Genomic DNA, 23294 nt, shown 5'->3' on the forward strand with positions numbered 1-23294 from the left:
TGTCTTGTCCTTGTCGCCCGCAACAAACCGTGGCCGGTGATCGTGGTGCGTGCGGCCTCATGCGACCCTAGGGACGCGTGCCCGCCTTGTCGAGAAAATACCGGCGCCGCCATATTTGGCAGGAATTCAATGTTATGTGGCATTTCAGCCACTCGTTGCGTGAGCATGGTTCGGGCAGGCTCATCGGGTGACCGAACTGCAGACGCCGACTCCCGTTTCCCTGGCTACCGCGCCGCGCCTGCGCTTGCATCCGGCGTGGCTGGTCGCGGGCGTGGGCTTCATCGCCCTGCTGGGCGCGGCCGCGTTCCGTTCCGTGCCCAGCGTGCTGATGGACCCGTTGCACGAGGAGTTCGGCTGGTCGCACGGCACCATCGGGACGGCCGTTTCACTGAATCTGCTGCTATACGGCCTGATCTCGCCGTTCGCCGCCGCACTGATGGATCGCTTCGGCATCCGCAGGGTGGTGGCCTGCGCGCTGCTGCTGGTCGCCGCGGGCAGCGGGCTGACGGTGCTCATGTCCCGGCCGTGGCACCTCGTGCTGACCTGGGGCCTGCTGGTCGGTGTCGGCGTCGGGTCGATGTCCATGCCGTTCGTCGCCACGATCACCGGCCGGTGGTTCGTGCGGCAGCGCGGTCTGGTCACCGGCGTGCTCACCGCCGCGGGCGCGACCGGACAGTTGGTCTTCCTGCCGTTGGTGTCGGCGCTGGCGCACGCCCACGGCTGGCGGTTGCCGTCACTGATCGTCGCGGGCGCGGCGTTGGCCGTGGCGCCGTTGGTGGTGCTGTTCATCCGGGACTATCCGAGCGACCTCGGCGTGCGAGCCTACGGCGCCGAGCCGGACAGCACGGCGGGCCTGCGCGTGCCCGCCGCGGGCGGCGCGTCGCGCGCGCTCACGGTGCTCGGGACGATCGCGAGGCGTCCCGGATTCTGGCTTCTCGCAGGCGGTTTCGCGGTGTGCGGCGCGTCAACCAACGGGCTGGTCGGTACCCATTTCGTCAGTGCCGCGCACGATCACGGCATGCCGCCGACCGCCGCGGCGAGCCTGCTGGCCGTCGTCGGCGTCTTCGACGTCGCGGGCACCATCGCCTCGGGCTGGCTGACCGACCGGATCGATCCGCGGTACCTGCTGATCGGCTACTACACGCTGCGCGGTCTGTCGTTGCTGATCCTGCCCGCGCTGCTGGGTCCGGACACGCAACCGAGCCTGTGGGTGTTCATCGTCTTCTACGGCCTGGACTGGGTGGCCACGGTGCCGCCGACGGTCGTGTTGTGCCGCGAACTGTTCGGCGCCGACGGCCCCGTCGCGTTCGGCTGGGTGTTCGCCTCGCACCAGATCGGCTCGGCGGTGGCGGCCACCGGGGCGGGCGTGATCCGTGACCTGCAAGGCAGCTACGACCTCGCCTGGTACCTGGCGGGCGCTCTGTGCGGCGCTGCCGCCGTGATGTCGGCCGTCGTCCGCAGGCCTCCGGCAGCGGCGCGGTGAGCCGGTCTTACCGGCGGACTCAGCCGTCGATGGCGTTGTGCGGACGCGACTCGATGGCCGTGCGCGGACGGTCCCACCTGCTGGGTTCGTCTTTGCGGCGTGGCGGGCGATCGTTGGCGATCAGCACCGCGATCCAGGGCAGCGGAATCGACGCGACGATGATCAGGATGGACAGCAGCGGGTTACCGAACGCGCTGTATGCGACCGCTGCGAGGACCAGGCACGGGATGCGGAACGCCATGATGATCGTGTATCTGCGCACCCGGGCCCGGTGTTGATCGTCCAGCGAGGGGGCCGCCTCGGTGATCAACGCGGGGTGCTTGTCGTCGGTGCCTGGGAAGTATCCGGAGGAACGGCGGGGCTGCGTCGGCATCGTCACGTCGGGGTGCTCTTCGCGGTCGCGGCCGTCGGCGGATGGGGAATCGCCGTTCTGCTGCATACCCCGAGTCTTCCACTCGTGGTCCATCCGCGCACACACCGAGGTGCGGCGTAGCGCAGATCGCAGGCCAGCGCGATTTCGTGCCCGCCGCCGAGTGCGGGTCCGTTGATGGCGGCGAGGTAGGCGACGCCGGAGTGGTTCATCCGCAAGGTGGTGCGTTTCCAGCGGTAGCCGGCATCGGTACGCGAGAGCGGAACGGGGTCGGGTCTGCTCGAGGGGGCCGGTGACGCGACACCGAGGTGAGGCCATGGTCAGCGGGGTTGTCGCGCGATGCGGCATCATGGAGTGCGTGAGCACCGACACCATGGTTCGCCCGGATACGACGACCGACGAGACGACGGGCGACGACACCCCGAAGTTCTTCCACTACGTGAAGAAGGACAAGATCGCCGAGAGCGCCGTGCTGGGCACCCACGTGGTCGCGCTGTGCGGAGAGGTCTTCCCGGTGACCCGCTCGCCCAAGCCGGGCTCTCCGGTGTGCCCGGAGTGCAAGAAGGTCTACGACGGCCTACGCAAGGGCGACTGAGGCGACGATCTACTCGCCGGACGAGGACCGCGCCGCGCGCAGATCGAGCACGGCGCGCAGGCCGTCGGAGTCCGCGTCGTCCGGACCCGCCGCGGCCTCGTCGCGATCCGTCGTGTCCGCGTCGGTTCCGCTCTCGCCGCGCACCTGATTGGCGATCCACTCCTTGACCTGCTCCATGCGCGTCGCGCGGGCGGGCCAGAACTCCTGTACCGCCGCGTTGAACTCCGCGCCCAGGATCACGGCGAAGCCCAGGAAGAACGTGAACAGCAGGAACGCGATCGGCGTCGCCAGCGCGCCGTAGGTGACGCCGGTGCGGCTGACCCACGACAGGTAGCGGCGCAGCACTTCGCTGGCCGCCATGAAGAACACGCCCGCCACCAGCGCCCCGCCGAAGAGCCGGTGCCAGGGCAACGAGGTGTGCAGTGCCAGCTTGTACAGGGTGGTGAGCCCGACGATCAGCAGCAGGCCGACGCCCGGGTAATAGAAGAAGTCCAGCAGTTGCAGTCCGGTGGCCCGCCACGCGGTGGGCAGCACCCGCCCGATCAGCGTCGGGCCCAGCGCCACCAGCGGCAGGATGAACACCGACGCCGCCAGGAACAGCAGGTACAGCAACAGCGCGAAGATGCGCTGCCACACCGGGTGCCGCGCGTCCTGCTGGTCGTGGGCCTCCACGATCGAGTCGACGAAGGTCGCCATCGCCGACGATCCGGCCCACAGCGACAGCACGAAGCCCACCGACACCACCGCTCCCCGCCCCTGCCCGAGGACGTCCTGCACCGTGGGCTCGATGAGATCGGACACCACGTTGGCGCTGAACAGCTCCCGGCTGAACGCGATGATCTTGGACTCGACTATCTGCACCGTGTCCGGGCCGAACCATCCGCCGACGTAACCGAGGCTGCCGAGCAGGCCGAGCAGCAGCGGCGCCAGCGAGAGCGTCTGCCAGAACGCGGCCGCGGCCGATTTGGCGAAGATGGAATCCGTCCACGCCTTCTGCGCCACCCGCAGGATCAGCGCGGCGGCCCGTCTGCTCAACACCGCGGTGCGCGCGCTCGCGCGGTCGGCCCAAGTGGGCGGGCGCGCAGCGGCGGCGCGGGTCGACGGTGTGTCGGTCCGCGGTGGATCCCCCGGAATGGCGTGGTGCTCGGTCATCGTGCTTACAGCATCGCGCACTTCGGCGATCCGCATCGGAGTGTGCGCGCGACGTGTCGGTGGGCATCGGGTGAACTCCCAGCGTCCTGGCTGGTGGCCATGTGATGCCCGTCGCGCCCGCCGCGTCGGTTTGGCGACACACCGTGCCGGGCCGCTAGGGTCGTCTGCGTGACTGGGTCGGGTGGCGCCGCTGTGGCGGGAGAGGCAGAGACGCCGGGCGATTCGAAAGCGATCGGCCCCGCCGTCAGCGGCGGTTCCCTCCGCGCCTGGCAGCGACGTGCGCTGACGAAGTACCTGGCCACCAAACCACGGGACTTCCTAGCCGTGGCCACCCCGGGCGCGGGCAAGACCACCTTCGCGCTGCGCGTGGCCGCCGAACTGCTGGCCGACCGCACCGTGGACCAGATCACCGTGGTGGCGCCCACCGAACATCTCAAGCACCAGTGGGCACAGTCGGCGGCGCGCTCCGGTATCGCGCTGGACTCGCGGTTCTCCAACTCCACCGGTGGCACCTCGGGTGACTATCACGGTGTCGTGGTCACGTACGCGCAGGTCGCCGCGCATCCCTCGCGCCACCGCGTGCGTACCGAGAATCGCAGGACGCTGGTCGTTCTCGATGAGATCCATCACGCGGGAGACGCCAAGAGCTGGGGTGACGCGACGGCTGAGGCGTTCGGCGACGCGACTCGCCGCCTCGCCCTGACCGGTACCCCGTTCCGCAGCGACGACAGCCAGATTCCGTTCGTCGTCTACGAACCCGACGAGTCCGGCTTCCCGAAGTCCCGCGCCGACCACACCTACGGCTACGCCGAGGCGCTCGCCGACGGCGTGGTGCGGCCGGTGGTCTTCCTGGCCTACTCCGGCGAAGCGCACTGGCGCGACAGCGCGGGCGAGGAGTATTCCGCCCGCCTCGGCGAGCCGCTGAACGCCGAGCAGACCGCCCGTGCCTGGCGCACCGCGCTCGACCCGGCCGGCGACTGGATCTCCGCCGTGCTGCGCGCCGCCGACATCCGGCTGCGCCAGAAGCGCGCCTCCGGCATGCCCGACGCGGGCGGTCTGGTGATCGCCACCGACCAGGACCGTGCCCGCGACTACGCCGAACTGCTGGAACACATCTCGGGTGAGAAGCCGGCGCTGGTGCTGTCCGACGACCCGGCCTCCTCCAACCGCATCGCCGAATTCAGCAACAGCACCCAGCCCTGGATGGTCGCGGTCCGCATGGTGTCCGAGGGCGTCGACGTGCCGCGCCTCGCCGTCGGGGTGTACGCGACCAGCGCCTCCACCCCGTTGTATTTCGCGCAGGCGATCGGGCGATTCGTGCGTGCCCGTAAGTCCGGCGAGACCGCGACGGTGTTCCTGCCCTCGGTGCCGGTGCTGCTGGATCTGGCCGCGCAACTGGAGTTGCAGCGCGACCACGTCATCGGCAAGCCGCACCGGGAGAAGAACGGCCTGGACGACGACTTGCTGATCGAGGCGAACAAGCAGCAGGACGAACCGGGCGAGCAGGAGAAGTCCTTCGTCGCGCTGGCCGCCGACGCCGAGCTCGACCAGGTGATCTACGACGGATCCTCCTTCGGTACCGCGACCTTCGCCGGAAGCGACGAGGAAGCCGACTACCTCGGGATTCCGGGCCTGCTGGACGCCGAGCAGATGCGCGCGCTATTGCGTGAGCGGCAGGCCAGACAGGTCGCGGATCGGAGCGTGTCCGCGCCCGTCCCCGATCCCGGTCCACAGGTGGCGGGCGCCGCGGAGCGGGTCGCCACCGCCGATCGGCTCGGCGAGCTGCGGCGCGAACTCAACAGCTTGGTGGCGATGCATCACCATCGCACCGGGAAACCGCACGGCGTGATCCACGGCGAGCTGCGCCGCGAGTGCGGCGGGCCGCCGACCGCGCTGGCCACCGCCGAACAACTCGGTGAGCGCATCGCCGCGCTGCGCCGGAAGTAGCCCGCCTCAGCCGGCCGGGGCGGGCCAGGCGGCCATGGCGCAGTCGATGGACGCGGTGAGTTCCGGCAGCGCCGCGCCGTCCCGTGCCTGGATGGACAAGCCGTAGAGGACCGTCGTGTAGAAACCGGCGAGCGCCGCGCTGTCGGTACCGGGCGGCAGATCGCCCTCGGCGACGCCGCGCTCGAGTCGTCGCCGGATGTCTTCGGTCGTCGCGCGGCGCTTCTCGATCAGGAAATCGCGGATGCCGGTATTGCGCGTGGTGTAGGTGGAGCCCGCGAGCACGACCATGCACCCGTGCGGCTTGTTCTCCTCGGTGTAGGCCACCGCGTTGTCCCGCAGCATCGCCTCGATGGCCGCCCGCGCGGTGGGTTCCTCGCGCAGCGCACGGGCGGTATAGCCGCCGTCGGTGTGCCCGTAGAGGTCGACGGACGCGCGGAACAGCGCCTCCTTGCCGCCGAACGCGGCATACAGGCTGGGTGAGTTGATCCCCATCGCGGAGGTGAGGTCGCTCATCGACGCGCCCTCGTAGCCGTGCTCCCAGAACACCTCCATGGCGCGGCGCAAGGCCTCGGCGCGATCGAAGGCGCGCGGTCGTCCCCGTTCAGCCATGCCGGACCTTTCTGTGTCGATCGTTAAATATACCCCTTGACACCGCGGCGGCGGATGCGCTTGGCTATTTATGTATTGATCGACACAAAAATAGGAGGAGTACCGATGCCGGACCTGACGGGCAAGGTCGCACTGGTCACCGGGGGTAGCCGCGGGATAGGGGCGGCGGTCGTGCGCCGCCTCGCCGCGGCGGGCGCGGACGTGGCGCTCACCTACCAGCACGCCGAGGGGCAGGCGAAGACGGTGGTCGGCGAGGTCGAGGCGCTCGGGCGGCGAGCCGTCGCCATCCAGGCCGACAGCGCCGACGCCACCGCCGTGCGCACGGCGGTGGACCGCGCGGCGTCCGAGCTCGGCGGGCTGGACATCCTGGTCAACAACGCGGGGATCTTCCCGGCGAAGCCGTTCGAGGAGTTCACCGTCGCGGAGATCGACAACGCGCTCGGTGTGCACGCGCGCGCCGCGTTCGTCGGCGCGCAGGCCGCGGTCGCGCACATGACCGACGGCGGGCGGATCATCAGTATCGGGACCAACCTGACCGATCACGCGCCGTTCGACGGGGTGACGCTCTACAACCTCAGCAAGTCCGCCCTCAACGGCTTCACCAAGGCGCTGGCGCGCGAACTGGGCCCGCGCGCGATCACGGTGAACCTCGTCCAGCCTGGCTCCACCGACACCGACATGAATCCGGGCGACGGAGCGCATGCGGGCAGGCAGCGCGCCCTGACCGCGCTCGGGCGCTTCGGCGCCGCCGACGATGTGGCGGCGACGGTGGCCTTCCTGGCCGGGCCGTCCGGTCGCAGCGTGACCGGCGCGTTCCTCACCGTGGACAGCGGTACCAACGCCTGATCAACCCGGCGAGATGCCGCCGCCGCGGGACCGCGACCGCCCGCTGGAACGCCGCGACGTACGCGCTCGGCGTCGCAGGACCGATCGGCTCGCGACCCGCGCGAGCGGCATGCCCGTGGCAGAGCAGCGGCAACGATGCGGCCGGGATCGGTGGCCCGGATACTGCGAGGTGGTTCGGCGGTTCAGCGCGGCGTCGTGGTGAAGAATCGCCGAGGGTCCAGCGCACTGATCGGCGTCCACCGCGTCGCCGGTGCGGACTCGTCCGAGTCCTGCGTCGCGGCGGCGAAATAACCCAGGATCGCCAAGCCCAGTCGCGGATCCTCGTCGACTCGCCGCGCCATCTCGTAGAAGACGGCCAGAAGGTGCACGCATCGTGTCTTGCGCGCGGGACACGAGCAGTCGGTACCCGCGAGGACGGGCGCGAGGGAGACCCCGGCCGCGCTGATCGCGCGGTGCACATCGTCGGTCGGTACGGGCGGGTCCGGCACGAATCCGGCGATCGCGGTAACGGCGGTCCGGGACAGGGGGGCCACCTCCACCTGCGTCACCGACGCCTGACCGCCCCGGTGGACGGTGGCCCGCACAAGCTGTCCTTCGACGGTGGCCCGCACGCCGTTGTTGCGCGCGATGCTGCGCGCGCGGGGCAGCAGCGGGTCCGGGCGGGTCTGGCGCAGCGGCTCGGCGAGCCGGACCCAGTCCATGCCCCACGCGGTGTAGCCGAATTCGTTGTCCGCCATCAGTTCTCCCTCTTGCGGCGCAGTATCTCGGTCAGCTGGGCGTCGTCCAGTGCGGCCAGCGCCGCGATACCCGCAGCGTCGCCGAGGTCGCGCAGCGCCGCCTTGCGGTCGTGCATGCCCGCGATGTGCTCCTCCACGGTGGTGGTGGAGGTGAGCGTGGTGACGGTGACCGTACGGGTCTGGCCGATCCGGTGCACCCGGTCGGAGGCCTGCGCCTCCACCGCCGGGTTCCACCAGCGATCGAAGTGGACGACGTCGGCGGCGCGGGTCAGCGTGAGCCCGGTGCCCGCCGCGCGCAGGCTGAGCACCAGCACCGGTGGCCCGTCCTCGGCCTGGAACCGGGTGACGATTTCGGCGCGCTCGGCCTGCGAGAGGCCGCCGTGGAAGAACGGCGCATCCACGCCGAACTGCTCGGCGAGATGCCGTACCAGCAGGTCACCGGTCTGCCGGTACTGCGTGAAAATCAGCGTCGGACTGCCGGTCTCGAGATTGGCGGCGACGATGTCGGTGCACAGGTCGAGCTTCCCGGACCGGCCGGCGAGCTCGTCGAGTTCGCCGGTGATCAGGCCGGGATGGTTGCACACCTGCTTCAGGGCGGTCAGCGCCGCGAGCACGCGGCCGTGGCGCTCGATGCCCGCGCCGAATCCGTCGTCCACGGCCTTGTCGAGCAGTTGGTCGTACAGCTGTTCCTGTTCGGCGGTGAGGTCGCAGAGCAGGTCGCTGTGGATCTTCGCGGGCAGGGCGGCGGCGACCTGACGTTTCGTGCGGGCCAGCACCACCGGTTCGATGGTGTCGCGCAACCGTGCCGCGGCGGCGGCCGAACCCTCGTGGACGGGCCGCACGAAGCGCCGCCGGAACTGCGTCCGGTGCCCGAACAATCGGGGTGCCACCAGGTGCAGCAGGGCCCACAACTCATCGAGATGGTTCTCCACCGGCGTGCCGGTCAGTGCGACCGTGGCGGCCGCGTCGATCGCGCGCGCCGCCTTGGCGACCTGGGTTCGGAGATTCTTCAGCGCCTGCGCCTCGTCGAAGACGGTCGTCGCCCACCTCCGCTGCGCCAGCAGCTGCCCGTGTAGCCGCAACGTCGGGTAACCGGCGACGACGATCGTCGCGGCGTCGGGATCGACGGCGCCGCCTCGCCACACGACCACGCGCAGCCCCGGCGCGAACCGGCCGATCTCGTGCGCCCAGTTGCCGACCAGCGAGGTCGGGCACACCACCAACTGCGGACCGGCCTCGGCCCGGTCGAGCAGGAAGCCGATGGTCTGCACGGTCTTGCCCAGCCCCATCTCGTCGGCGAGCACCGCGCCGCCGTGCGCGGCCACCGTTTCGCGCAGCCAGCCGACCCCGCGGGCCTGATAGGGGCGCAGCCGGGCTTTCAGGCTGGCCCGCAGATCCGCGGTGACCGCCTCGGTGTCGCGCAGGACGGCCAGTGCCCGTCGCGCGGAGACGATTGCCGTGCGGGACGCGTCCGGCACGGCGTGCGCGGCGATGGGCAGGGCATCGGCGTCCGGGCCGGGCGGCTCCCCGGCGGGGTCGCCGAGCGCGGAACGCACCACCTGTTGCCAGACCAGGACCGACTCTCCCGGGTGCTCGAGGCTCGAGTCGGCGAAAGTCTCGGGATCCAGCAAGGCGGCATCGACGTCGACGACCTCGAGGGCTCCGTCCACGCCGATCGGGACGGCCAGCGCCAGGGTCTCGCGGTCACCTGGACCGGTCGGGGCCGGACCGGTGGCGTGTCCGAGCCAGGTCCAGAGCGCGAACATGTGCCGATCCGGTAGATAAGTGGCGTGTGTGCTGGGCAGAGCGCACCCCTTGAATCAACGTATGGTGTACGGAGTAACCTGACAACGGACACCGTACCGGATCGGTTCCGAGGAGCCAATGAGCGACGACGTCACATCCGACGAGGCCAGGCGGCTGATGAGCTTGCTGTGGCGGCACGAACTTCCGCCGCGTCCGGCGGGGCGTGGTCCGAAGCAGGCGGTCAGCGTGGACGCGGTGGTCGCCGCGGCCGTCGCGCTCGCCGACCGGCAAGGCTATGACAAGGTCTCCATCCGCACGGTCGCCGCCGAACTGGGGCTGCGGCCGATGAGCCTCTACACGTACGTGCCGAGCAAGGACGCCCTGACGGTGCTCATGGTCGACGCGGTGGCCGAGGAGGACGCGCCGGTTCCCGCCGATCTGCCGCCGCGTGAGCGCCTCGCCGCGGTGGCCCGCCAGGTGCGCGCGGAACTCCTCGCGCACCCCTGGCTGCTCGAGGTGTCGCCGTGGCGGCTCGTGCTCGGGCCGGGGCGGATGCGTCGCTACGAGCGGCAGCTCGCCGCGATCGACGGGCTCGGCTTGCCGGACGTGGCGATGGACCGGGCGATCGCCGTGCTGTCGGAGTTCGCCACCGGAAACGCGCGCATGGCGGTGGCAGCGGCCCGCGAAACCGCGCGAATGAGCGACGCGCAGTGGTGGGAAGTGCACGGTCCGCTGCTGAGCGAGGTCATGCCGCCGAGCCGATTCCCACTCGCCGCACGTGTCGGGGCGGCGGTGGGTGAGCTGTACCAGGCGCCGGCCGACCCGGACGGCGCGTTCGAATACGGCCTGGCCAGACTGCTGGACGGCATCCTCGGCACGGACTGAGCGCGCCGCGGACACACCGACAGCGGGCGACCTGTGGGTCGCCCGCTGCCGTGGAAACGGTGTTCTGTTGTTCGATGCTGTTGTGTCAGGACGCGAGGAGCGGGTCAGAGCGCGGGAGCGGACTCCGTGTCGATCACGGCGTCCAGCTCACGCAGCCGATCCATGTGTTCGTTCGCGTGGTGCTGGCAGAAGAGCAACTCTCCACCCGCGGGCAGTACGGCGCGCACACGGGCCGCCGCCCCGCAGCGGTCGCAACGATCGACCGCGGTCAGTGGGGTGCTTGTCAGGGTTCCTGGCATGACTCCTCCGTCCTGGCTCCCGGTCCCGACGACCGTTCACCTGGTGTGGGGCCCGTGGTCACTCACCACGAGCTCGCTACCGCTACTTCCCAGCAGGGGTATGACTACTCTGTCAGACGTTCGGGACGGGGGACTTTGTTCCCGCGGATGAAGCAGTGTGTTTTCGATAACACGACCAGGGATTTCGCTACGGGCGAACGCCGCTGGTCCTGTCGTGGATGTGCACTGCGTCACACTCTCGATCGGCCGATCCAGTTGTCTACCGGGAGATTACCCGTGACCTATGACACTCACACGCTTGTTCACCTATGCACTTTGGATGAATGGTTATCCGCGCGGCAAACGGGGGAGTACCGAGCGCCCTCCCTCGCCGAGGCGGGGTTCATCCATCTCTCGTCGCAGCAACAGGTGCACCTGCCCGCGAATCGCTTGTTCGCGGGACGGCGTGATCTGGTGTTGCTGCGGATCGACTCCCGCCGCGTCGGGTCGCCGATCAAGTGGGAGCCGGGCGTCCCGACCGATCCGGAGTCGATGCTCTTCCCGCACCTGTACGGCCCCTTGCCGGTGGCCGCGGTCACGGGGGTCGTAGAGTACCTGCCCGCGGCGGACGGGACATTCGCCCCACTCCCGGCGTGACTACCGGTCGCGGATCTCACGCGCCACGATGGCGGCCTGAACCCGCGACCGCACACCGAGTTTCGTCAGCACCCGGGACACGTGTGTCTTGACGGTCGTCTCGCCGATGAACAGCCGACTCGCGATCTGCGCGTTGGACAGGCCGTCGCCGAGGCAATCGAGCACTTCGCGCTCCCGCTCGGTGAGTTCGCCGAATCCGGCGAGAGCCGGTTGCGCGGCAATCTGATTCGACGCGGCGAACGCCGAGATCACCGCACGCGTCACCTCCGGAGCCAGCACGCCGTCCCCGGCCGCGACGGCGCGCACCGCCTCGACCAGCGCCCGGCCCGACGTGGATTTCAGCACGAACCCGGAGGCGCCCGCACGCAGCGTGCGAAAGACGTACTCGTCCAAGTCGAACGTGGTGAGGATCAGCACCTTCGCCAAGCCGTCCGCGGTGATCCGCTCGGTCGCGGTGATCCCGTCCACCCCCGGCATGCGCACGTCCATCAGCACCACCTGCGGCCGCAGCGCTTTGGTCTGTGCCACCGCGACATCGCCGTCGGCGGCCTCGCCGACCACCTCGATATCGTTCTCGACGTCCAGGATCATCCGCAGGCCGGCGCGGATCGCGGCGTGGTCGTCGGCGATCACCACCCGAATCGTCATGCGGCGCCCACGCAGCCAAGCGGCAGGGTGGCCAGAACTTCCCAGTGGCCGGAATCCGTTCCGGCGCGCAAGCTTCCGCCGAGTGCCGCAGACCGTTCACGCATGTTCACCAGACCCCGACGTCCCGCCCGGTCCACGGCCCGGTGGGGCCGCCCGGGCGTGGTCCTGTTGCGGACGGATATGGTCAGTCTCTCCTGCTCCGCGCGCACGTCGATGGAGACCTCCTGTCCCGGGGCGTGTTTCATGGCGTTGGTCAAAGCCTCCTGGACGATGCGATAGGCGGCCTGGTCGACGGCGCTGGGCAGCGCGGCGCCGTCCAGTGAATCGCGCACCCGTACCGAGATCCCCGCCGCGCGTGCGGCGTCCACCAGGATCGGCAGCTGCGCGAGGGTGCGCGGCGCGGCTACTTCCGCCGCGCCGTCGTCGCTGCGCAGCAATCCGATCATGGTGCGCATCTCCTCCAGTGCGCTGACGCTGTTGGCGCGGATGGAGCGCATGATGCCGGCCACCGCCGGGTCGGCGTCGCGGCGGGCCAGCACGCCGAGCGCCGCCTCCGAGTGCAGTGCGATGGCCGACAGGTGCCCGGCGATCACGTCGTGCAGGTCGCGCGCCATCGTGGTGCGCTCGTCGGCGATGGCCGCGCGCCGGTCGAGTTCGGCGACCAAGGTCAGCGCCTCGGCGCGGGTGCGCTCGGCGAGCGCGACCTCCTTGTGCGTGCGCACCGAGTTCGCCCACCAGATCGGCGTCGCGACGAAACTGAACACCGCCACCAGAGCCAGCGCGACCGCGCGCAGGTCGCCGGTCAAGGCGAGGGTCAGCACCACCACGACGACGGAGAGCGTCGACCAGGACAGCGCCGTGATCCGCGACGCCCGGCGCCCGGCGTAGAGCACGGCCGCGTAGATCAAGTCGGCATAGACGATCCACACCGGCACCGTGGCGCCCAGCCAGATGTCCACGGCCAGCGGCAGGAGCCCGGCAAGCATGGCCGCGACCGGCATCCGGCGCCGGCGGAAGGTCGCCAGGCACAGTAAAGCCAGCACACCGCACCGCACCCACAACGACGCCTGCTCGCCCCGCTCGGTCATGGTGGACAAGCCGGCGAGGTACAGCGCCGCGCCGCCGGCGAACGCGATCACGGCGCCCAGCGCGTCCCGTGCCCGCTCCGGCACATCCGCCCACCGCCACACGCCTCCATCACAGCACAGCGACCGCGACGCGCCATCGGCCGAAGTGATGACCGATCCGTTCGCGCACGCGGTGATCCGGCTAATCTGGAGGGCGTGAACGTCGACGTCACCGCACTACCCGGGATCGGTGTCCGGAAGGACTTCGAAGTGCGATCCGGTCGCCGAATCGGCGTGGTCGCCCACCGTGATGGTGATATCGACCTGATCGTCTCCAAACTCGACGATCCCGACGCCTGTGCCGCGCAGATCCCGCTGACCACCGATGAGGCCGCGGTCCTGGCCAACTTGCTCGGTGCGCCGCAACTGGTCGCCAAGCTCAACGACGACCACCGCGACCTGCCCGGGATCACCACGCGCCAGCTCCCGATCGGGGACGATTCCCCCTACGACGGCCGCACCCTCGGTGAGACCGAGATGCGTACCCGCACGAAGGCCTCCATCGTGGCGGTCATGCGGGCCGGGCAGTTGCATCCCTCGCCCGGCCCCGATTTCACCTTCACCGCGAGCGACCTGCTCGTGGTCGTCGGCACTCCGGAGGGCTTGGATGCCGCCGCGAAGATATTGACGCACGGCTGAGCCGTGACGGACACCGCGCTCGCCCTGATCGAGCTCGGAGCGGTTCTCTTCGTTCTCGGCATGCTGGGGCGTGTCGCCGGCCGTGTCGGTATGTCGCCCATTCCGCTGTACCTGCTCGGCGGTGTCGCCTTCGGCCAAGGTGGTCTCATCGAACTCCGGGCCGCGCACGACTTCGGCCATATCGCGGGCGAGATCGGGGTGGTGCTGCTGCTCTTGCTGCTCGGCTTGGAGTACACGGCGGCGGAGCTGGTGACCGGCCTGCGTCGTTCCTGGGCGGCCGGTCTGGTGGACATCGTGGTCAACGCGTCACCGGGGGCGGCGGTCGCGCTGATGCTGGGCTGGGGTGTCGACGGCGCGATCACGATGGCGGGCGTCACCTACATCTCCTCGTCGGGCATCGTGGCGAAGGTCCTCGACGACCTCGGACGCCTGGGCAACCGGGAGACCCCGGTGATCCTGTCCATCCTGGTATTCGAGGACCTGGCGATGGCGGTCTACCTCCCGATCCTCACCACGGTGCTGGCGGGGCTCAGCTGGCTCAGCGGGCTGCGCGCCCTGGCGGTGGCACTGATCACCATCACGCTGGTGCTCGTGGTGGCGCTGCGTTACGGGCGGTACGTCTCGGCGGTCGTGGCCAGCGCCGACCGTGAGGTCTTCCTGCTCACGTTGCTCGGCGCGGCGTTGCTGGTCGCGGGCGTCTCCTCGGCGCTGAGCGTCTCGGCGGCGGTCGGAGCGTTCCTGCTCGGCATCGCGATCTCCGGCTCGACCGCGCACGCGGCGGCGAAGATGCTCGAACCGCTGCGCGACCTGTTCGCGGCCATCTTCTTCGTGGCCTTCGGGTTGAACACCGACCTGCGAGCGATCCCGCCGGTGCTGGGCTGGTCGATCGCGCTGGCGGCGGTCACGGTCGTCACGAAGGTGGCGACCGGGTGGTGGGCCGCCGCGCGCGAGGGCATCCGGCAGATGGGCCGGGCCAGAGCGGGCGCGGCGCTCGTCGCGCGGGGCGAATTCTCCATCGTCATCGCGGGATTGGCCGTGAGCGCGGGCGCGATGGACGGTCAGCTCACGGCGCTCGCCTCGACCTACGTCCTGCTGATGGCGGTGCTGGGCCCGATCGCGGCGCGGGTGGTCGAGCCGATGGTCGGTTTGCTGACCAACCGCGGCCGCCGCGAGCCCCAGGTCTACTGATCAGGCCGGGGCCGTGCGGGCTCTACGGCCTGCGGTCCGTTCCAGCCGATGCCAGAACAGGCTCGCGATCGCCCCGACCGCCAGCCCGATCACGGCGGCACAGAGATGGCCGTAGTCGGTGAATGTCGGCTCGATCCACAGCGCCACGCCGAGCGTCACGAGCAGCGTACCGGCCCACACCAGCCGCACCCTGCCGCGGAATCGGAATGCCAGCGCCGCCAGCACGGCCGAAAAGCCGTAGCTTGTCCCGACATCCGCGGCGACGGCCACCCGCAGCGGGATGAGGCCGCGGTCGATGGCGTGTGAGATACCGGTGACGGTCAACAGTGTCGCCCCGATGTGCCCGGTCGCGAACAGCAGGATCCAGCGCGCGGTGCCCAGCCAGCGCTCGGCATATGCCATGACGATCAGGAAACCGGCGATGGTTGTCCAGGGGAAGCCACCGTCGGTCCAGAACGCCGAGGCGACCAGCACCTGAACCGGGTTGTGCCGCATGTTGTAGAGGTTGGTCGACGCCGAGAAGATCAATCTGCGCTCCACCGAGTCACCGACCCCGCGCAGCGTCCACCAGGTGACGAACAGCGTGAACGCGTAGGCGGTGCTGGCGGGGGCGGCTCCCAGGTGCGCGCGGATCGCGGGCAGGAGCCGTCGCGGCAGCCCGGGACGGCGCAGCCAGGCTTGCACGTCGCGCCACTCGGCGCGCAGGTCGACGGTCTGCGTCCACGGGGACCGCAGCCAGCTCGAAGTCGAGGTCGAGGCAACCACCCCGCAAGTCTGCCGGGCGGAAGCCGAGCGCGGCGAAGTGCCCCCGTCGTGGCGCCGTTTCATCCGTCGCGTCTGCGGCCCGGCGCGGAAAAGCGCGACGCCCGCATTCACCGGCCGCTGGAGGAATCGAGCGGACGACGAATGCGGGCGTCGAGGCGATGCGACCTAGTCGAGGTAGTCGCGCAGGACCTGTGAGCGACTGGGGTGGCGCAGCTTGCTCATGGTCTTGGACTCGATCTGGCGGATGCGTTCGCGGGTGACCCCGTAGACCTGGCCGATCTCATCGAGGGTGCGCGGCTGGCCGTCGGTGAGGCCGAAGCGCAGCCGGACCACGCCCGCCTCCCGCTCCGACAGCGTCTCCAGCACCGACTGCAGCTGATCCTGCAGCAGCGTGAAGCTCACCGCGTCCACCGCGACCACGGCCTCGGAGTCCTCGATGAAATCGCCGAGCTGGCTGTCGCCCTCGTCGCCGATGGTCTGGTCCAGCGAGATGGGCTCACGCGCGTACTGCTGGATCTCCAGCACCTTCTCCGGCGTGATGTCCATTTCCTTGGCCAGCTCCTCCGGAGTCGGCTCGCGGCCGAGATCCTGGAGAAGCTCGCGCTGGATGCGGCCGAGCTTGTTGATGACCTCCACCATGTGCACCGGGATGCGGATGGTGCGGGCCTGGTCGGCCATGGCGCGGGTGATGGCCTGCCGGATCCACCAGGTGGCGTACGTGGAGAACTTGTAGCCCTTGGTGTAGTCGAACTTCTCCACCGCGCGGATCAGACCCAGGTTGCCCTCTTGGATCAGGTCCAGGAAAGCCATGCCGCGGCCGGTGTAGCGCTTGGCCAGCGAGACGACGAGGCGCAGGTTGGCCTCGAGCAGGTGGTTCTTGGCCCGGTTGCCGTCGCGGACGATCCAGTTGAAGTCGCGGCGCATGGCGACCGGCAACTTCTCGCCCTGCTCGGCGAACTCGCGCACCTTCTCCGCGGCGTAGAGGCCCGCCTCGATCCGCTTGGCGAGTTCGACCTCCTCCTCGGCGTTGAGCAGCGCGACCTTACCGATCTGCTTGAGGTAGGCGCGGACCGAGTCGGCCGAGGCGGTGAGCTCGGCGTCCTTGCGGGCCTGGCGCAGCGCCTCGGACTCCTCTTCGTCCCAGACGAAGTCGCCGGAGGCCTTGTCGGCCGCCGTCGGCTCGTCGGCCTCGGTCTCGGCTTCCTCGGTTTCGGTGTCCTCGGCGACGTCGACCAGTTCGTCGCCGTCGGCCAGGTCCTCCTCGGAGACTTCCAGATCGCCGAGATCGTCGAGATCGAGCGACTCGTCCTCGATCGCCTCGTCGGCGCCGGGCTCGCCGTCGGGGCCCGCCTTCTTGGTGGTGGCCTTCTTCGCGGGAGCCTTGGCCGCCTTCGCGGCCTTCTTGGCAGGCGCCTTCTTGGCGGCGGCCTTCTTCGCCGGAGCCTTCTTCGCGGCAGCCTTACGGACCGGCCGTGCTGCGGTTACATCTGCGGAGTCGGCATCGGCCGATTCGGCGGTCTGACGGGTATTCGTGGCTACCACGTACGCCCTTTCGTGACGGTCTCGTGCGGCGTCACGCCAGAGTGAGTTTCCGGCGGAGCGATCTGTCGGGTTTCACCGGCGGAGGGCCGGTCGGGGTTCTCCGGCTCAGCCGGGCACGTTCCATTGTAACGATCTAACCAGGGTACCTACGGCACGATGCCGGGAACGGCATCCTCGCGGTTCCCGCGCGCCTCATGGTGCGACGCCCCCCGCGATCGCCATGGCGGCGCCGACGATGCCCGCGGTGTTGCGCAGGCGGGCCGGGATGACCGGAGTCCGGTTGGTGAGCAGGGGAATCCACTGCTCGGCTTCCCTGCTGATGCCCCCGCCCGCGACGAAGACGACCGGGAAGAACAGGTTCTCCATCCCCGTCAGCACCAGGCTGACCTGCGCTGCCCACTGCTCGTAGCTCAGGCCGTCGCGTTCCTTGATCGAGGCCGCCGCGCGGTGCTCGCTCTCCATGCCCTGGATCTCCAGGTGTCCCAGTTCGGTGTTGGGCACCAGCGTGCCGTGGTAGAGCAACGCCGAGCCGATGCCGGTGCCGAAGGTCAGCAGCACGACCAAGCCCGCGAAATTGCGCGCCGCGCCGAAGTGGTCCTCGGCCATGCCCGCGGCGTCCGCGTCGTTGAGCACGGTGACCGGACGTCCGCCGAGCGCGGCGGAGAACAGCGCCCGCGCGTCGGTGCCGATCCAGGACTTGTCGATGTTCGCAGCGGTGCGCGCCACGCCGCCGATCACCACCGAGGGCAGGGTGAGGCCGACCGGCCCCGTCCACTTGGCCTGGTCGACCAGTTCGGCGACCGCCTCCGCCACCGCGAACGGTGTCGCCGGGTGCGGCGTCGCGATCTTGATCCGCTCGTGGACCAACTCCCCGGTGGCCAGATCGACCGTGGCGCCTTTGACGCCGCTGCCGCCGATATCGATGCCGAATGCGTGCCCCCGAGCGGACATGACTAACCCCTCGTCTCCCTGTGCTGGCCGGTGTGATGACAGCGCTGCACGGGGCCCGGGACGCCCATGGCGGGCGTGCGAACGGGATGCCCGACGACGGCGCTGTGTCGTGCACGACAAGAGTAATGGGAGCACGAGGCTGGGCGTTCGGCGAGGATGTGTGATGCGATGGTGGGCGTGCCGGAAACCTCATCGTCAGTGTCCGACTACACCCCCGACTCGTTCGTCTCGATCGTCGCGCGTGGCGACGAAGCCGACCTGCGCCGCGTCGCGGTCGACCTCGCCGAGACGGCCGCCGCCCATGTCCGTGCCCGTCGTCCCGAGGTGTTCGGGCCCGCGGGCGTGCACGCCGAAGGCGCCGTGCGGTCCAAGAGCCACGAGACCGACCCGGTCACCATCGTGGACACCGAGACCGAAGAGCTGATTCGAAGATTGCTCGCCGAACAACGCCCCGGCGACCCGATCCTCGGCGAGGAGGGCGGCGGCAGTATCGATGACGCGAGCGCGGACACCGTCCACTGGGTGGTTGATCCGATCGACGGCACCGTCAACTTCCTCTACGGCATTCCCGGCTACGCCGTGTCGGTGGCCGCGCTGCGCGGCGGCCGTCCGGTCGCGGGCGCCGTGGTGGACGTGGCGCGGGCAGCCACCTACAGCGCGGGTCTCGGACTCGGCGCGCTGCGCGTCGACGCCGACGGCGTGGTGGAGCACTTGAGTTGCACGCCCGTCGAATCGGTGGCGATGTCGCTGGTCTCCACCGGATTCGCCTACGGCAGGCACCGCAGGAGCAGGCAGGCGGAATTGATCGCGCAGGTGCTGCCGCACGTGCGCGACATCCGCCGTTTCGGTGCGGCGGCGCTGGATCTGTGTCATGTCGCCGCCGGCCGCGTGGACGCCTACTTCGAGCACGGCTTGAACGTCTGGGACTGGGGCGCGGGAGCGCTGATCGCCGCCGAGGCGGGTGCGCGCCTGACGCTGCCGCCCGCGACGGCGCCGGGCAGCGACGGCGACCTGGTGGTGGCCGCCGCGCCCGGCATCGCCGACGAGCTGGGGGAGTTGCTGGCCCGGGTCGGCGCTACCGAGCCGATTCCGGACCGCTGATCAGCAGCGGGCCTGCCGTGCGGCGTCGAGCAGCTTGATGTCGATGGAGGTGGAGTTGCCCGGCGCCGGGTTCTTGAGCGAACGCAGCACTTCCTCGGCGTCGTTGCTGGGGCGGATGTCCCGGAACAGCGAGCCGAGCACGAGATCGACGGTGTCGTCGCCGCGCTGATCCTCGATCAGCTCGGCGCACGGCGCGACCAGCTGTACGGCGGCCGCGGCCGGACGGCCGTTGACGCCGAAGCGGACCTGCCCGGTGCATTCCAGGTCGCCGTTGACGTATACCGAATCGTTGCCGTATTGCGTTCCGGGAGCGCTCGCGAAACCGAGGTCGCCGAGCTGGGCGGCGACGTGCGCGGCCTGGCCGCGCTGGTTGTTCGCATTCAGCACGCGCACCTTGCTCGCCGCCAGCGGTGCGGGTTCCACGTCCTGCAGCCGGCCTGCGCCGACCCGCTGGCCGAGCGGAGTCGGTTGCGGCGCACCGGGATCCGAGGCCGGACTCGGTGAATTGCACGCCATCGCGGTGTGGTCGGTGTCGTGCGTCGTGAGGGCTTTGACCCAGACGATCCCGCAGATCAGGGCGAGAACGCCGAGCATGATGAGCCAGGGCTGGGGGCGGCGGCGCACGTACGGTTGCCCTTGCGAATCCGTCGCGGTGCCTTCGGTGATCAGTGAAACCACCAGCACACTCTACGAAAATGTGGGGCGGTCGCGTCGCAAGGTCTCGGTGCGTTCCAGGATCGGTGTCGATTGCCCCTCATTTTCGACTCGGCTGTGTTTTGATTGCGACTTTTGCTCCGGGGTCCGCTATTGTCTGGCGGCCCAGATCGAATCGCCGGTGCGGAAATCAGTGGTCGGTCGCGGGAACAAGAAGGGCATGTCCTGCGTTTACCCAGCGCTATCAGGAGTGGATCGGCATGATCCGCCCTGATAGGCGACCGGTGTACGTGTGACGTGCACCACCGGCGGGGCGGTACCGGTCGCGGCGATTCCGGCAGGAATCGGGTGTGAGCGGACCGGTCCGGGATATACGGAGTTAGGACGAGGGGAAGACGACATGGCAACCGACTATGACGCACCGAGGCGCACCGAATCCGACGATGTGTCGGAGGATTCGCTGGAGGAGCTGAAGGCTCGTCGTAACGAGGCACAGTCCGCCGTCGTGGATATCGACGAATCCGATACCGCGGAGTCGTTCGAGCTTCCCGGCGCCGACCTGTCCGAGGAAGTGCTGACGGTTCGGGTGATCCCGAAGCAGGCCGACGAGTTCACCTGTTCCAGCTGTTTCCTGGTCCATCACCGGAGCAGGCTGGCCAGCGACAAGGGCGGTCAGATGATCTGCATGGACTGCGCCGCCTGATCTCGACGAGATCGAACAACAGTGTCAGCCCGCGCTCGGTAGACCGAGCGCGGCGAGGACCCGTTCGGGCCGCCGCGTACTGACCAGCCAGTACGGCGTCGGATCGTCCGGGTCGTCGAGCACGAGCAAGACCATCGGCCCGATCCAGGGGCGATGCTGGACATAGGCGGCGGGGTCGAGCTGGCGACCCAGCGCCGCGCTTTTCGCGGTGGGGGCGACGGCGGCCGCGCGAGCAACGAAATTCACCGGCAGATGCGCGCGATCGGCGAGCAACTCCGGTGTGCCGTTCGCGTCCGGCGCCACTTCGACGCGGTGGCGGCTCAGCCACAGCAGCACCCAGACCGGCACGGGGAACAGCAGCACATAGGGCAGCCAGGCACGCAGTCCCGGCGCGCCCATATGGATCTCCGCCGCGAGTAATCCGGTGACGGCGAACGCCACCGGCCACCACCACAGCGGCACCCACAGGCGCTCCCGGTATCGGTGCGCAGGCTGCGCTTTCTCGTCCGCGGTCATGGGGTTGGGCTGGTCCGACACGAGTCAACACTAAGTCACGAGGGCAAACAGCCTACGCGTAGGCTCGTCCAACGTGAGCGCACTTTCACCCATACCCTTGCTGCGGCTCGACCCCGGCATCCCTCTGCCCACGCGCGCCCATGCGGGTGACGCGGGCGTGGATCTGTGCACCACGCAAGACGTCATCCTGGAGCCGGGGGAGCGGGTGCTGGTCGGCACCGGCGTCGCCGTCGCGCTACCGGTCGGCACCGTCGGCCTGATCCATCCGCGCTCGGGTCTGGCGGCCAAGGCCGGGCTGTCGGTGGTGAACACCCCCGGCACGGTCGACGCGGGGTACCGGGGCGAGATCAAGGTGTGCCTGATCAACCACGATCCGCGCACGCCGATCGAGTTGCGGCGCGGTGATCGGATCGCGCAACTGCTGGTACAGCGGGTGGAGCTGGTGGATTTCGTGGAGGTCGACTCGCTCGACGAGACCACCAGGGGAGCGGGCGGCTATGGCTCCAGCGGCGGTCACGCGAGCTTGACCGCACAGACGAACGGGGCGGGCCGGGCTACCGGCGAGGAGGCATGACGGGAATGTTCGGAAAGAGAAAGAACTCGAGCAAGGCCGCGGACGACCGGTACGACGAGGCGGACGACTACGCCGACTACGAGTCCGCCTACGAGGGCGAGTACGACGACGATTTCTACGACGACGCCCCCACCGACGAGCGCTCGTACGAGGGCGTGGATCTGGACGTCGACCGGCCCCACGGCCGGCCCGGCCCCTACGACTACGACGAGGTCGCCGAGCTGCTGGATTCGGTGTCCGAGCAGCGGCTGGATCTCGGGTCGGTGTTGTTGCCGGTCCCGCCGGGCGGTCAGCTGCAGGTCGAGATGACCCCGGAAGGCCAGCCGCAGGCGGTGCACCTGGCCACGGAGCACGGCCGGATCACCGTCGCGGCCTACGCCGCGCCCAAGACCTCCGGCCAGTGGCGGCTGGTCGCCGCGGATCTCGCCGACTCGCTGCGCAAGGACGGCGCCAGGGTGTCGGTCGAGAACGGGCCGTGGGGCCGAGAACTGCTGGCCCTGACCGAAGGCGCGGACCTGCGTTTCATCGGCGTGGACGGCTATCGCTGGATGGTGCGGCTGGTCGCGGCGGGCCCCTCGGGCGCGGCGAACGACGGCAGCCCTCTGGTCAAGGCGGCGCGGGCGATCCTGAGCGAGACCGTGGTGCGGCGCGGCGAGGACCCGCTGCCGGTGCGGGACCCGCTTCCGGTGGTGCTGCCGCAGGAGCTGGCCGAGCAACTCGCCGCGGCACATCAGCAGCAGGTGGAGGCTCAGCAGCAGGCGATGGCCGCGCAGGTGGCGGCGCAGACCGGTGCGCAACCGGTGGTGCCGCGCATGCCGCAGGGCCCGCGCCGGGGCGCGGACGGGTCGGCCATGCAGCAACTCGGCCTGAACTGAGCGGAAGATCTCACCCGAAGGCGCCGATACCCGTGTGTCCCAGGATCGCGGGGTCGGCGCCGAGCTCGTCCAGCGTGATCCGGTACAGGTGCGCGCGTGGGGCCAGCGCCGCCCATTCCTCGGCGACCGCACGCGGGTGCACCGGGTCGTCGACCGCGGTGACCACCGCGAGCGGCAGCTCGAATGCCGACAGCAGCTCGGCATCGGGCCACTTGTAGTCCGCGGCCTCCTCGAGCGCCCGCGGCAGTTCCGGCCACTGTGCCCGCCAGGACTGGGTCAGCGCGTCGGCCAGCCACCGCGGGCTGCTCGCCCGCATCCGATCGATCACCGTGTCCAGACCGTCCACGCGCAGCTGCGCCGCGGTGGCCGCCGCGCTCAGCGTGGCGGGACACGCCGCGGTGTCGGGCCCGGTCCAGGCGGGCAGTGCCGCCACGACCCCCACGACGCGTTCGGGGTGCTCGGCGGCCCACTCCAGTGCGATCGCCGCACCCAGGGAAATGCCCGCCACCAGCACCGGGCCCGAATCCGCCGCCGCATCCAGCGCTGCGTGGCAGCTCGCCACCACCCGGCGCGGGTCGGGTTCCACCGCGACGAAATCCAGGCCGCGTGCGGCGCTCGCGGGACCGAAGGCGCGCCTGGCGAAATCGGCGTCGGACCCGGTGCCGGGCAGTGCCACGACACGAGCGGGGTGTGGGGAGTCGAACAT

At 69.9% G+C, this 23294-nt stretch carries 27 protein-coding genes; 12 read left to right on the plus strand and 15 right to left on the minus strand.

The genetic code is table 11. The features are described from left to right. The first annotated feature begins 187 nt into the window (after positions 1–187). Positions 188–1483, plus strand: a complete 1296-nt coding sequence (locus tag ACWEH3_RS11980) for an MFS transporter (protein WP_450016671.1) — start codon at positions 188–190, stop codon at positions 1481–1483. A gap of 19 nt (positions 1484–1502) precedes the next feature. On the opposite strand, the gene ACWEH3_RS11985 is transcribed toward ACWEH3_RS11980, so the two are convergent. Both ACWEH3_RS11985 and ACWEH3_RS11990 read right to left on the minus strand, forming a co-directional pair. Beyond that, entirely contained in the window at positions 1503–1856 is a 354-nt protein-coding gene (locus ACWEH3_RS11985; RefSeq protein ID WP_450016743.1) for a DUF3099 domain-containing protein, read from the minus strand. 2 nt (positions 1857–1858) lie between these two features. Continuing rightward, complete coding sequence (locus tag ACWEH3_RS11990; RefSeq protein WP_450016673.1) at positions 1859–2065, minus strand: enoyl-CoA hydratase-related protein; 207 nt, start codon at positions 2063–2065, stop codon at positions 1859–1861. 146 nt (positions 2066–2211) lie between these two features. Between ACWEH3_RS11990 and ACWEH3_RS11995 the strand changes: the two genes are divergently transcribed. Next, on the plus strand, positions 2212–2448 hold the full coding sequence (locus ACWEH3_RS11995) for a DUF3039 domain-containing protein (protein ID WP_039799212.1): 237 nt from the start codon (positions 2212–2214) through the stop codon (positions 2446–2448). Between the two features lie 9 nt (positions 2449–2457). Here the strand turns inward: ACWEH3_RS11995 and ACWEH3_RS12000 are convergent, their stop codons facing one another. Then, on the minus strand, positions 2458–3600 hold the full coding sequence (locus ACWEH3_RS12000) for a YihY/virulence factor BrkB family protein (RefSeq protein WP_450016675.1): 1143 nt from the start codon (positions 3598–3600) through the stop codon (positions 2458–2460). A 192-nt stretch (positions 3601–3792) separates the two neighbouring features. On the opposite strand from ACWEH3_RS12000, the gene ACWEH3_RS12005 reads away from it, so the two are divergent. Beyond that, positions 3793–5547, plus strand: coding sequence for a DEAD/DEAH box helicase (locus ACWEH3_RS12005; RefSeq protein ID WP_450016745.1), 1755 nt, complete (start codon positions 3793–3795; stop codon positions 5545–5547). 6 nt (positions 5548–5553) lie between these two features. On the opposite strand, the gene ACWEH3_RS12010 is transcribed toward ACWEH3_RS12005, so the two are convergent. Next, a complete protein-coding gene (locus ACWEH3_RS12010) occupies positions 5554–6156 on the minus strand; it encodes a TetR/AcrR family transcriptional regulator (protein WP_450016677.1) in 603 nt (200 codons plus the stop codon). 105 nt (positions 6157–6261) lie between these two features. On the opposite strand from ACWEH3_RS12010, the gene ACWEH3_RS12015 reads away from it, so the two are divergent. Next, positions 6262–7002: an SDR family NAD(P)-dependent oxidoreductase gene (locus tag ACWEH3_RS12015; protein WP_450016679.1), complete on the plus strand. Its 741-nt coding sequence runs from the start codon at positions 6262–6264 to the stop codon at positions 7000–7002. 182 nt (positions 7003–7184) lie between these two features. Here ACWEH3_RS12015 and ACWEH3_RS12020 read toward each other — a convergent pair whose 3' ends face one another. Together ACWEH3_RS12020 and ACWEH3_RS12025 are read right to left on the minus strand one after the other, a co-directional pair. After that, positions 7185–7739: an SWIM zinc finger family protein gene (locus ACWEH3_RS12020; RefSeq protein ID WP_450016681.1), complete on the minus strand. Its 555-nt coding sequence runs from the start codon at positions 7737–7739 to the stop codon at positions 7185–7187. Next, a complete protein-coding gene (locus ACWEH3_RS12025; RefSeq protein WP_450016683.1) occupies positions 7739–9505 on the minus strand; it encodes a DEAD/DEAH box helicase in 1767 nt (588 codons plus the stop codon). Before ACWEH3_RS12025 ends, ACWEH3_RS12020 begins: the two co-directional genes overlap by 1 nt. A 118-nt stretch (positions 9506–9623) precedes the next feature. Between ACWEH3_RS12025 and ACWEH3_RS12030 the strand changes: the two genes are divergently transcribed. Continuing rightward, the gene (locus tag ACWEH3_RS12030) at positions 9624–10370 is read left to right on the plus strand and encodes a TetR/AcrR family transcriptional regulator (protein ID WP_450016685.1); all 747 of its coding nucleotides are present in this window, start codon (positions 9624–9626) and stop codon (positions 10368–10370) included. Positions 10371–10474: 104 nt separating this feature from the next. On the opposite strand, the gene ACWEH3_RS12035 is transcribed toward ACWEH3_RS12030, so the two are convergent. Continuing rightward, positions 10475–10669, minus strand: a complete 195-nt coding sequence (locus ACWEH3_RS12035) for a DUF7455 domain-containing protein (protein WP_036538000.1) — start codon at positions 10667–10669, stop codon at positions 10475–10477. 276 nt (positions 10670–10945) lie between these two features. Between ACWEH3_RS12035 and ACWEH3_RS12040 the strand changes: the two genes are divergently transcribed. Next, positions 10946–11305 (plus strand): DUF952 domain-containing protein, encoded by a 360-nt coding sequence (locus ACWEH3_RS12040; RefSeq protein ID WP_450016687.1) that lies wholly within the window; start codon positions 10946–10948, stop codon positions 11303–11305. On the opposite strand, the gene ACWEH3_RS12045 is transcribed toward ACWEH3_RS12040, so the two are convergent. Further along, positions 11306–11953 carry a response regulator gene (locus ACWEH3_RS12045; protein WP_450016689.1) on the minus strand — a complete coding sequence of 216 codons (648 nt, stop codon included), beginning with the start codon at positions 11951–11953 and terminating at the stop codon, positions 11306–11308. Continuing rightward, on the minus strand, positions 11950–13125 hold the full coding sequence (locus ACWEH3_RS12050) for a sensor histidine kinase (RefSeq protein WP_450016691.1): 1176 nt from the start codon (positions 13123–13125) through the stop codon (positions 11950–11952). The genes ACWEH3_RS12045 and ACWEH3_RS12050 overlap by 4 nt, the downstream gene beginning before the upstream one ends. A 111-nt stretch (positions 13126–13236) precedes the next feature. On the opposite strand from ACWEH3_RS12050, the gene ACWEH3_RS12055 reads away from it, so the two are divergent. Together ACWEH3_RS12055 and ACWEH3_RS12060 are read left to right on the plus strand one after the other, a co-directional pair. Further along, positions 13237–13719 carry a cation:proton antiporter regulatory subunit gene (locus tag ACWEH3_RS12055; RefSeq protein ID WP_355070361.1) on the plus strand — a complete coding sequence of 161 codons (483 nt, stop codon included), beginning with the start codon at positions 13237–13239 and terminating at the stop codon, positions 13717–13719. A gap of 3 nt (positions 13720–13722) precedes the next feature. Beyond that, positions 13723–14907, plus strand: a complete 1185-nt coding sequence (locus ACWEH3_RS12060) for a cation:proton antiporter (RefSeq protein ID WP_450016693.1) — start codon at positions 13723–13725, stop codon at positions 14905–14907. Here the strand turns inward: ACWEH3_RS12060 and ACWEH3_RS12065 are convergent, their stop codons facing one another. The 3 genes from ACWEH3_RS12065 to ppgK all read right to left on the minus strand — a co-directional run bounded on the left by ACWEH3_RS12065 (position 14908) and on the right by ppgK (position 18165). Beyond that, the gene (locus ACWEH3_RS12065) at positions 14908–15672 is read right to left on the minus strand and encodes a rhomboid-like protein (RefSeq protein WP_450016695.1); all 765 of its coding nucleotides are present in this window, start codon (positions 15670–15672) and stop codon (positions 14908–14910) included. A 165-nt stretch (positions 15673–15837) separates the two neighbouring features. After that, a complete protein-coding gene (locus tag ACWEH3_RS12070) occupies positions 15838–17214 on the minus strand; it encodes an RNA polymerase sigma factor (protein ID WP_450016697.1) in 1377 nt (458 codons plus the stop codon). A gap of 192 nt (positions 17215–17406) precedes the next feature. Then, entirely contained in the window at positions 17407–18165 is a 759-nt protein-coding gene (gene ppgK, locus ACWEH3_RS12075; RefSeq protein WP_450016699.1) for a polyphosphate--glucose phosphotransferase, read from the minus strand. Positions 18166–18321: 156 nt separating this feature from the next. Between ppgK and ACWEH3_RS12080 the strand changes: the two genes are divergently transcribed. Beyond that, positions 18322–19266, plus strand: coding sequence for an inositol monophosphatase family protein (locus ACWEH3_RS12080; RefSeq protein WP_450016701.1), 945 nt, complete (start codon positions 18322–18324; stop codon positions 19264–19266). On the opposite strand, the gene cei is transcribed toward ACWEH3_RS12080, so the two are convergent. Further along, entirely contained in the window at positions 19267–19944 is a 678-nt protein-coding gene (gene cei, locus ACWEH3_RS12085; protein WP_356961577.1) for an envelope integrity protein Cei, read from the minus strand. It abuts the gene before it with no gap. A 376-nt stretch (positions 19945–20320) separates the two neighbouring features. On the opposite strand from cei, the gene ACWEH3_RS12090 reads away from it, so the two are divergent. Further along, complete coding sequence (locus ACWEH3_RS12090; RefSeq protein WP_014351871.1) at positions 20321–20623, plus strand: DUF4193 domain-containing protein; 303 nt, start codon at positions 20321–20323, stop codon at positions 20621–20623. 24 nt (positions 20624–20647) lie between these two features. On the opposite strand, the gene ACWEH3_RS12095 is transcribed toward ACWEH3_RS12090, so the two are convergent. Continuing rightward, on the minus strand, positions 20648–21139 hold the full coding sequence (locus ACWEH3_RS12095; protein WP_450016747.1) for a DUF3093 domain-containing protein: 492 nt from the start codon (positions 21137–21139) through the stop codon (positions 20648–20650). Positions 21140–21212: 73 nt separating this feature from the next. Between ACWEH3_RS12095 and dut the strand changes: the two genes are divergently transcribed. Together dut and ACWEH3_RS12105 are read left to right on the plus strand one after the other, a co-directional pair. After that, positions 21213–21713: a dUTP diphosphatase gene (dut, locus tag ACWEH3_RS12100; RefSeq protein WP_450016705.1), complete on the plus strand. Its 501-nt coding sequence runs from the start codon at positions 21213–21215 to the stop codon at positions 21711–21713. A gap of 5 nt (positions 21714–21718) precedes the next feature. Further along, a complete protein-coding gene (locus tag ACWEH3_RS12105) occupies positions 21719–22588 on the plus strand; it encodes a DUF3710 domain-containing protein (RefSeq protein ID WP_450016707.1) in 870 nt (289 codons plus the stop codon). Between the two features lie 10 nt (positions 22589–22598). Here ACWEH3_RS12105 and ACWEH3_RS12110 read toward each other — a convergent pair whose 3' ends face one another. Beyond that, positions 22599–23294 carry an alpha/beta fold hydrolase gene (locus tag ACWEH3_RS12110; protein ID WP_450016709.1) on the minus strand — a complete coding sequence of 232 codons (696 nt, stop codon included), beginning with the start codon at positions 23292–23294 and terminating at the stop codon, positions 22599–22601.

This window comes from Nocardia sp. NPDC004718 (assembly GCF_053601535.1).

Bases quoted from the DNA above. Each gene is read 5' to 3' on its own strand.
- ACWEH3_RS12030 (WP_450016685.1), top strand. From the start codon at position 9,624: ATGAGCGACGACGTCACATCCGACGAGGCCAGGCGGCTGATGAGCTTG.
- ACWEH3_RS12035 (WP_036538000.1), bottom strand. From the start codon at position 10,669: ATGCCAGGAACCCTGACAAGCACCCCACTGACCGCGGTCGATCGTTGC.
- ACWEH3_RS12105 (WP_450016707.1), top strand. From the start codon at position 21,719: ATGTTCGGAAAGAGAAAGAACTCGAGCAAGGCCGCGGACGACCGGTAC.
- ppgK (WP_450016699.1), bottom strand. From the start codon at position 18,165: ATGTCCGCTCGGGGGCACGCATTCGGCATCGATATCGGCGGCAGCGGC.
- ACWEH3_RS12015 (WP_450016679.1), top strand. From the start codon at position 6,262: ATGCCGGACCTGACGGGCAAGGTCGCACTGGTCACCGGGGGTAGCCGC.
- ACWEH3_RS12095 (WP_450016747.1), bottom strand. From the start codon at position 21,139: ATGACCGCGGACGAGAAAGCGCAGCCTGCGCACCGATACCGGGAGCGC.
- ACWEH3_RS11990 (WP_450016673.1), bottom strand. From the start codon at position 2,065: ATGAACCACTCCGGCGTCGCCTACCTCGCCGCCATCAACGGACCCGCA.
- ACWEH3_RS12010 (WP_450016677.1), bottom strand. From the start codon at position 6,156: ATGGCTGAACGGGGACGACCGCGCGCCTTCGATCGCGCCGAGGCCTTG.
- ACWEH3_RS12090 (WP_014351871.1), top strand. From the start codon at position 20,321: ATGGCAACCGACTATGACGCACCGAGGCGCACCGAATCCGACGATGTG.
- ACWEH3_RS12025 (WP_450016683.1), bottom strand. From the start codon at position 9,505: ATGTTCGCGCTCTGGACCTGGCTCGGACACGCCACCGGTCCGGCCCCG.
- ACWEH3_RS12000 (WP_450016675.1), bottom strand. From the start codon at position 3,600: ATGACCGAGCACCACGCCATTCCGGGGGATCCACCGCGGACCGACACA.
- ACWEH3_RS11985 (WP_450016743.1), bottom strand. From the start codon at position 1,856: ATGCCGACGCAGCCCCGCCGTTCCTCCGGATACTTCCCAGGCACCGAC.
- ACWEH3_RS12110 (WP_450016709.1), bottom strand. From the start codon at position 23,294: ATGTTCGACTCCCCACACCCCGCTCGTGTCGTGGCACTGCCCGGCACC.
- ACWEH3_RS12045 (WP_450016689.1), bottom strand. From the start codon at position 11,953: ATGACGATTCGGGTGGTGATCGCCGACGACCACGCCGCGATCCGCGCC.
- ACWEH3_RS12080 (WP_450016701.1), top strand. From the start codon at position 18,322: ATGTGTGATGCGATGGTGGGCGTGCCGGAAACCTCATCGTCAGTGTCC.
- ACWEH3_RS12020 (WP_450016681.1), bottom strand. From the start codon at position 7,739: ATGGCGGACAACGAATTCGGCTACACCGCGTGGGGCATGGACTGGGTC.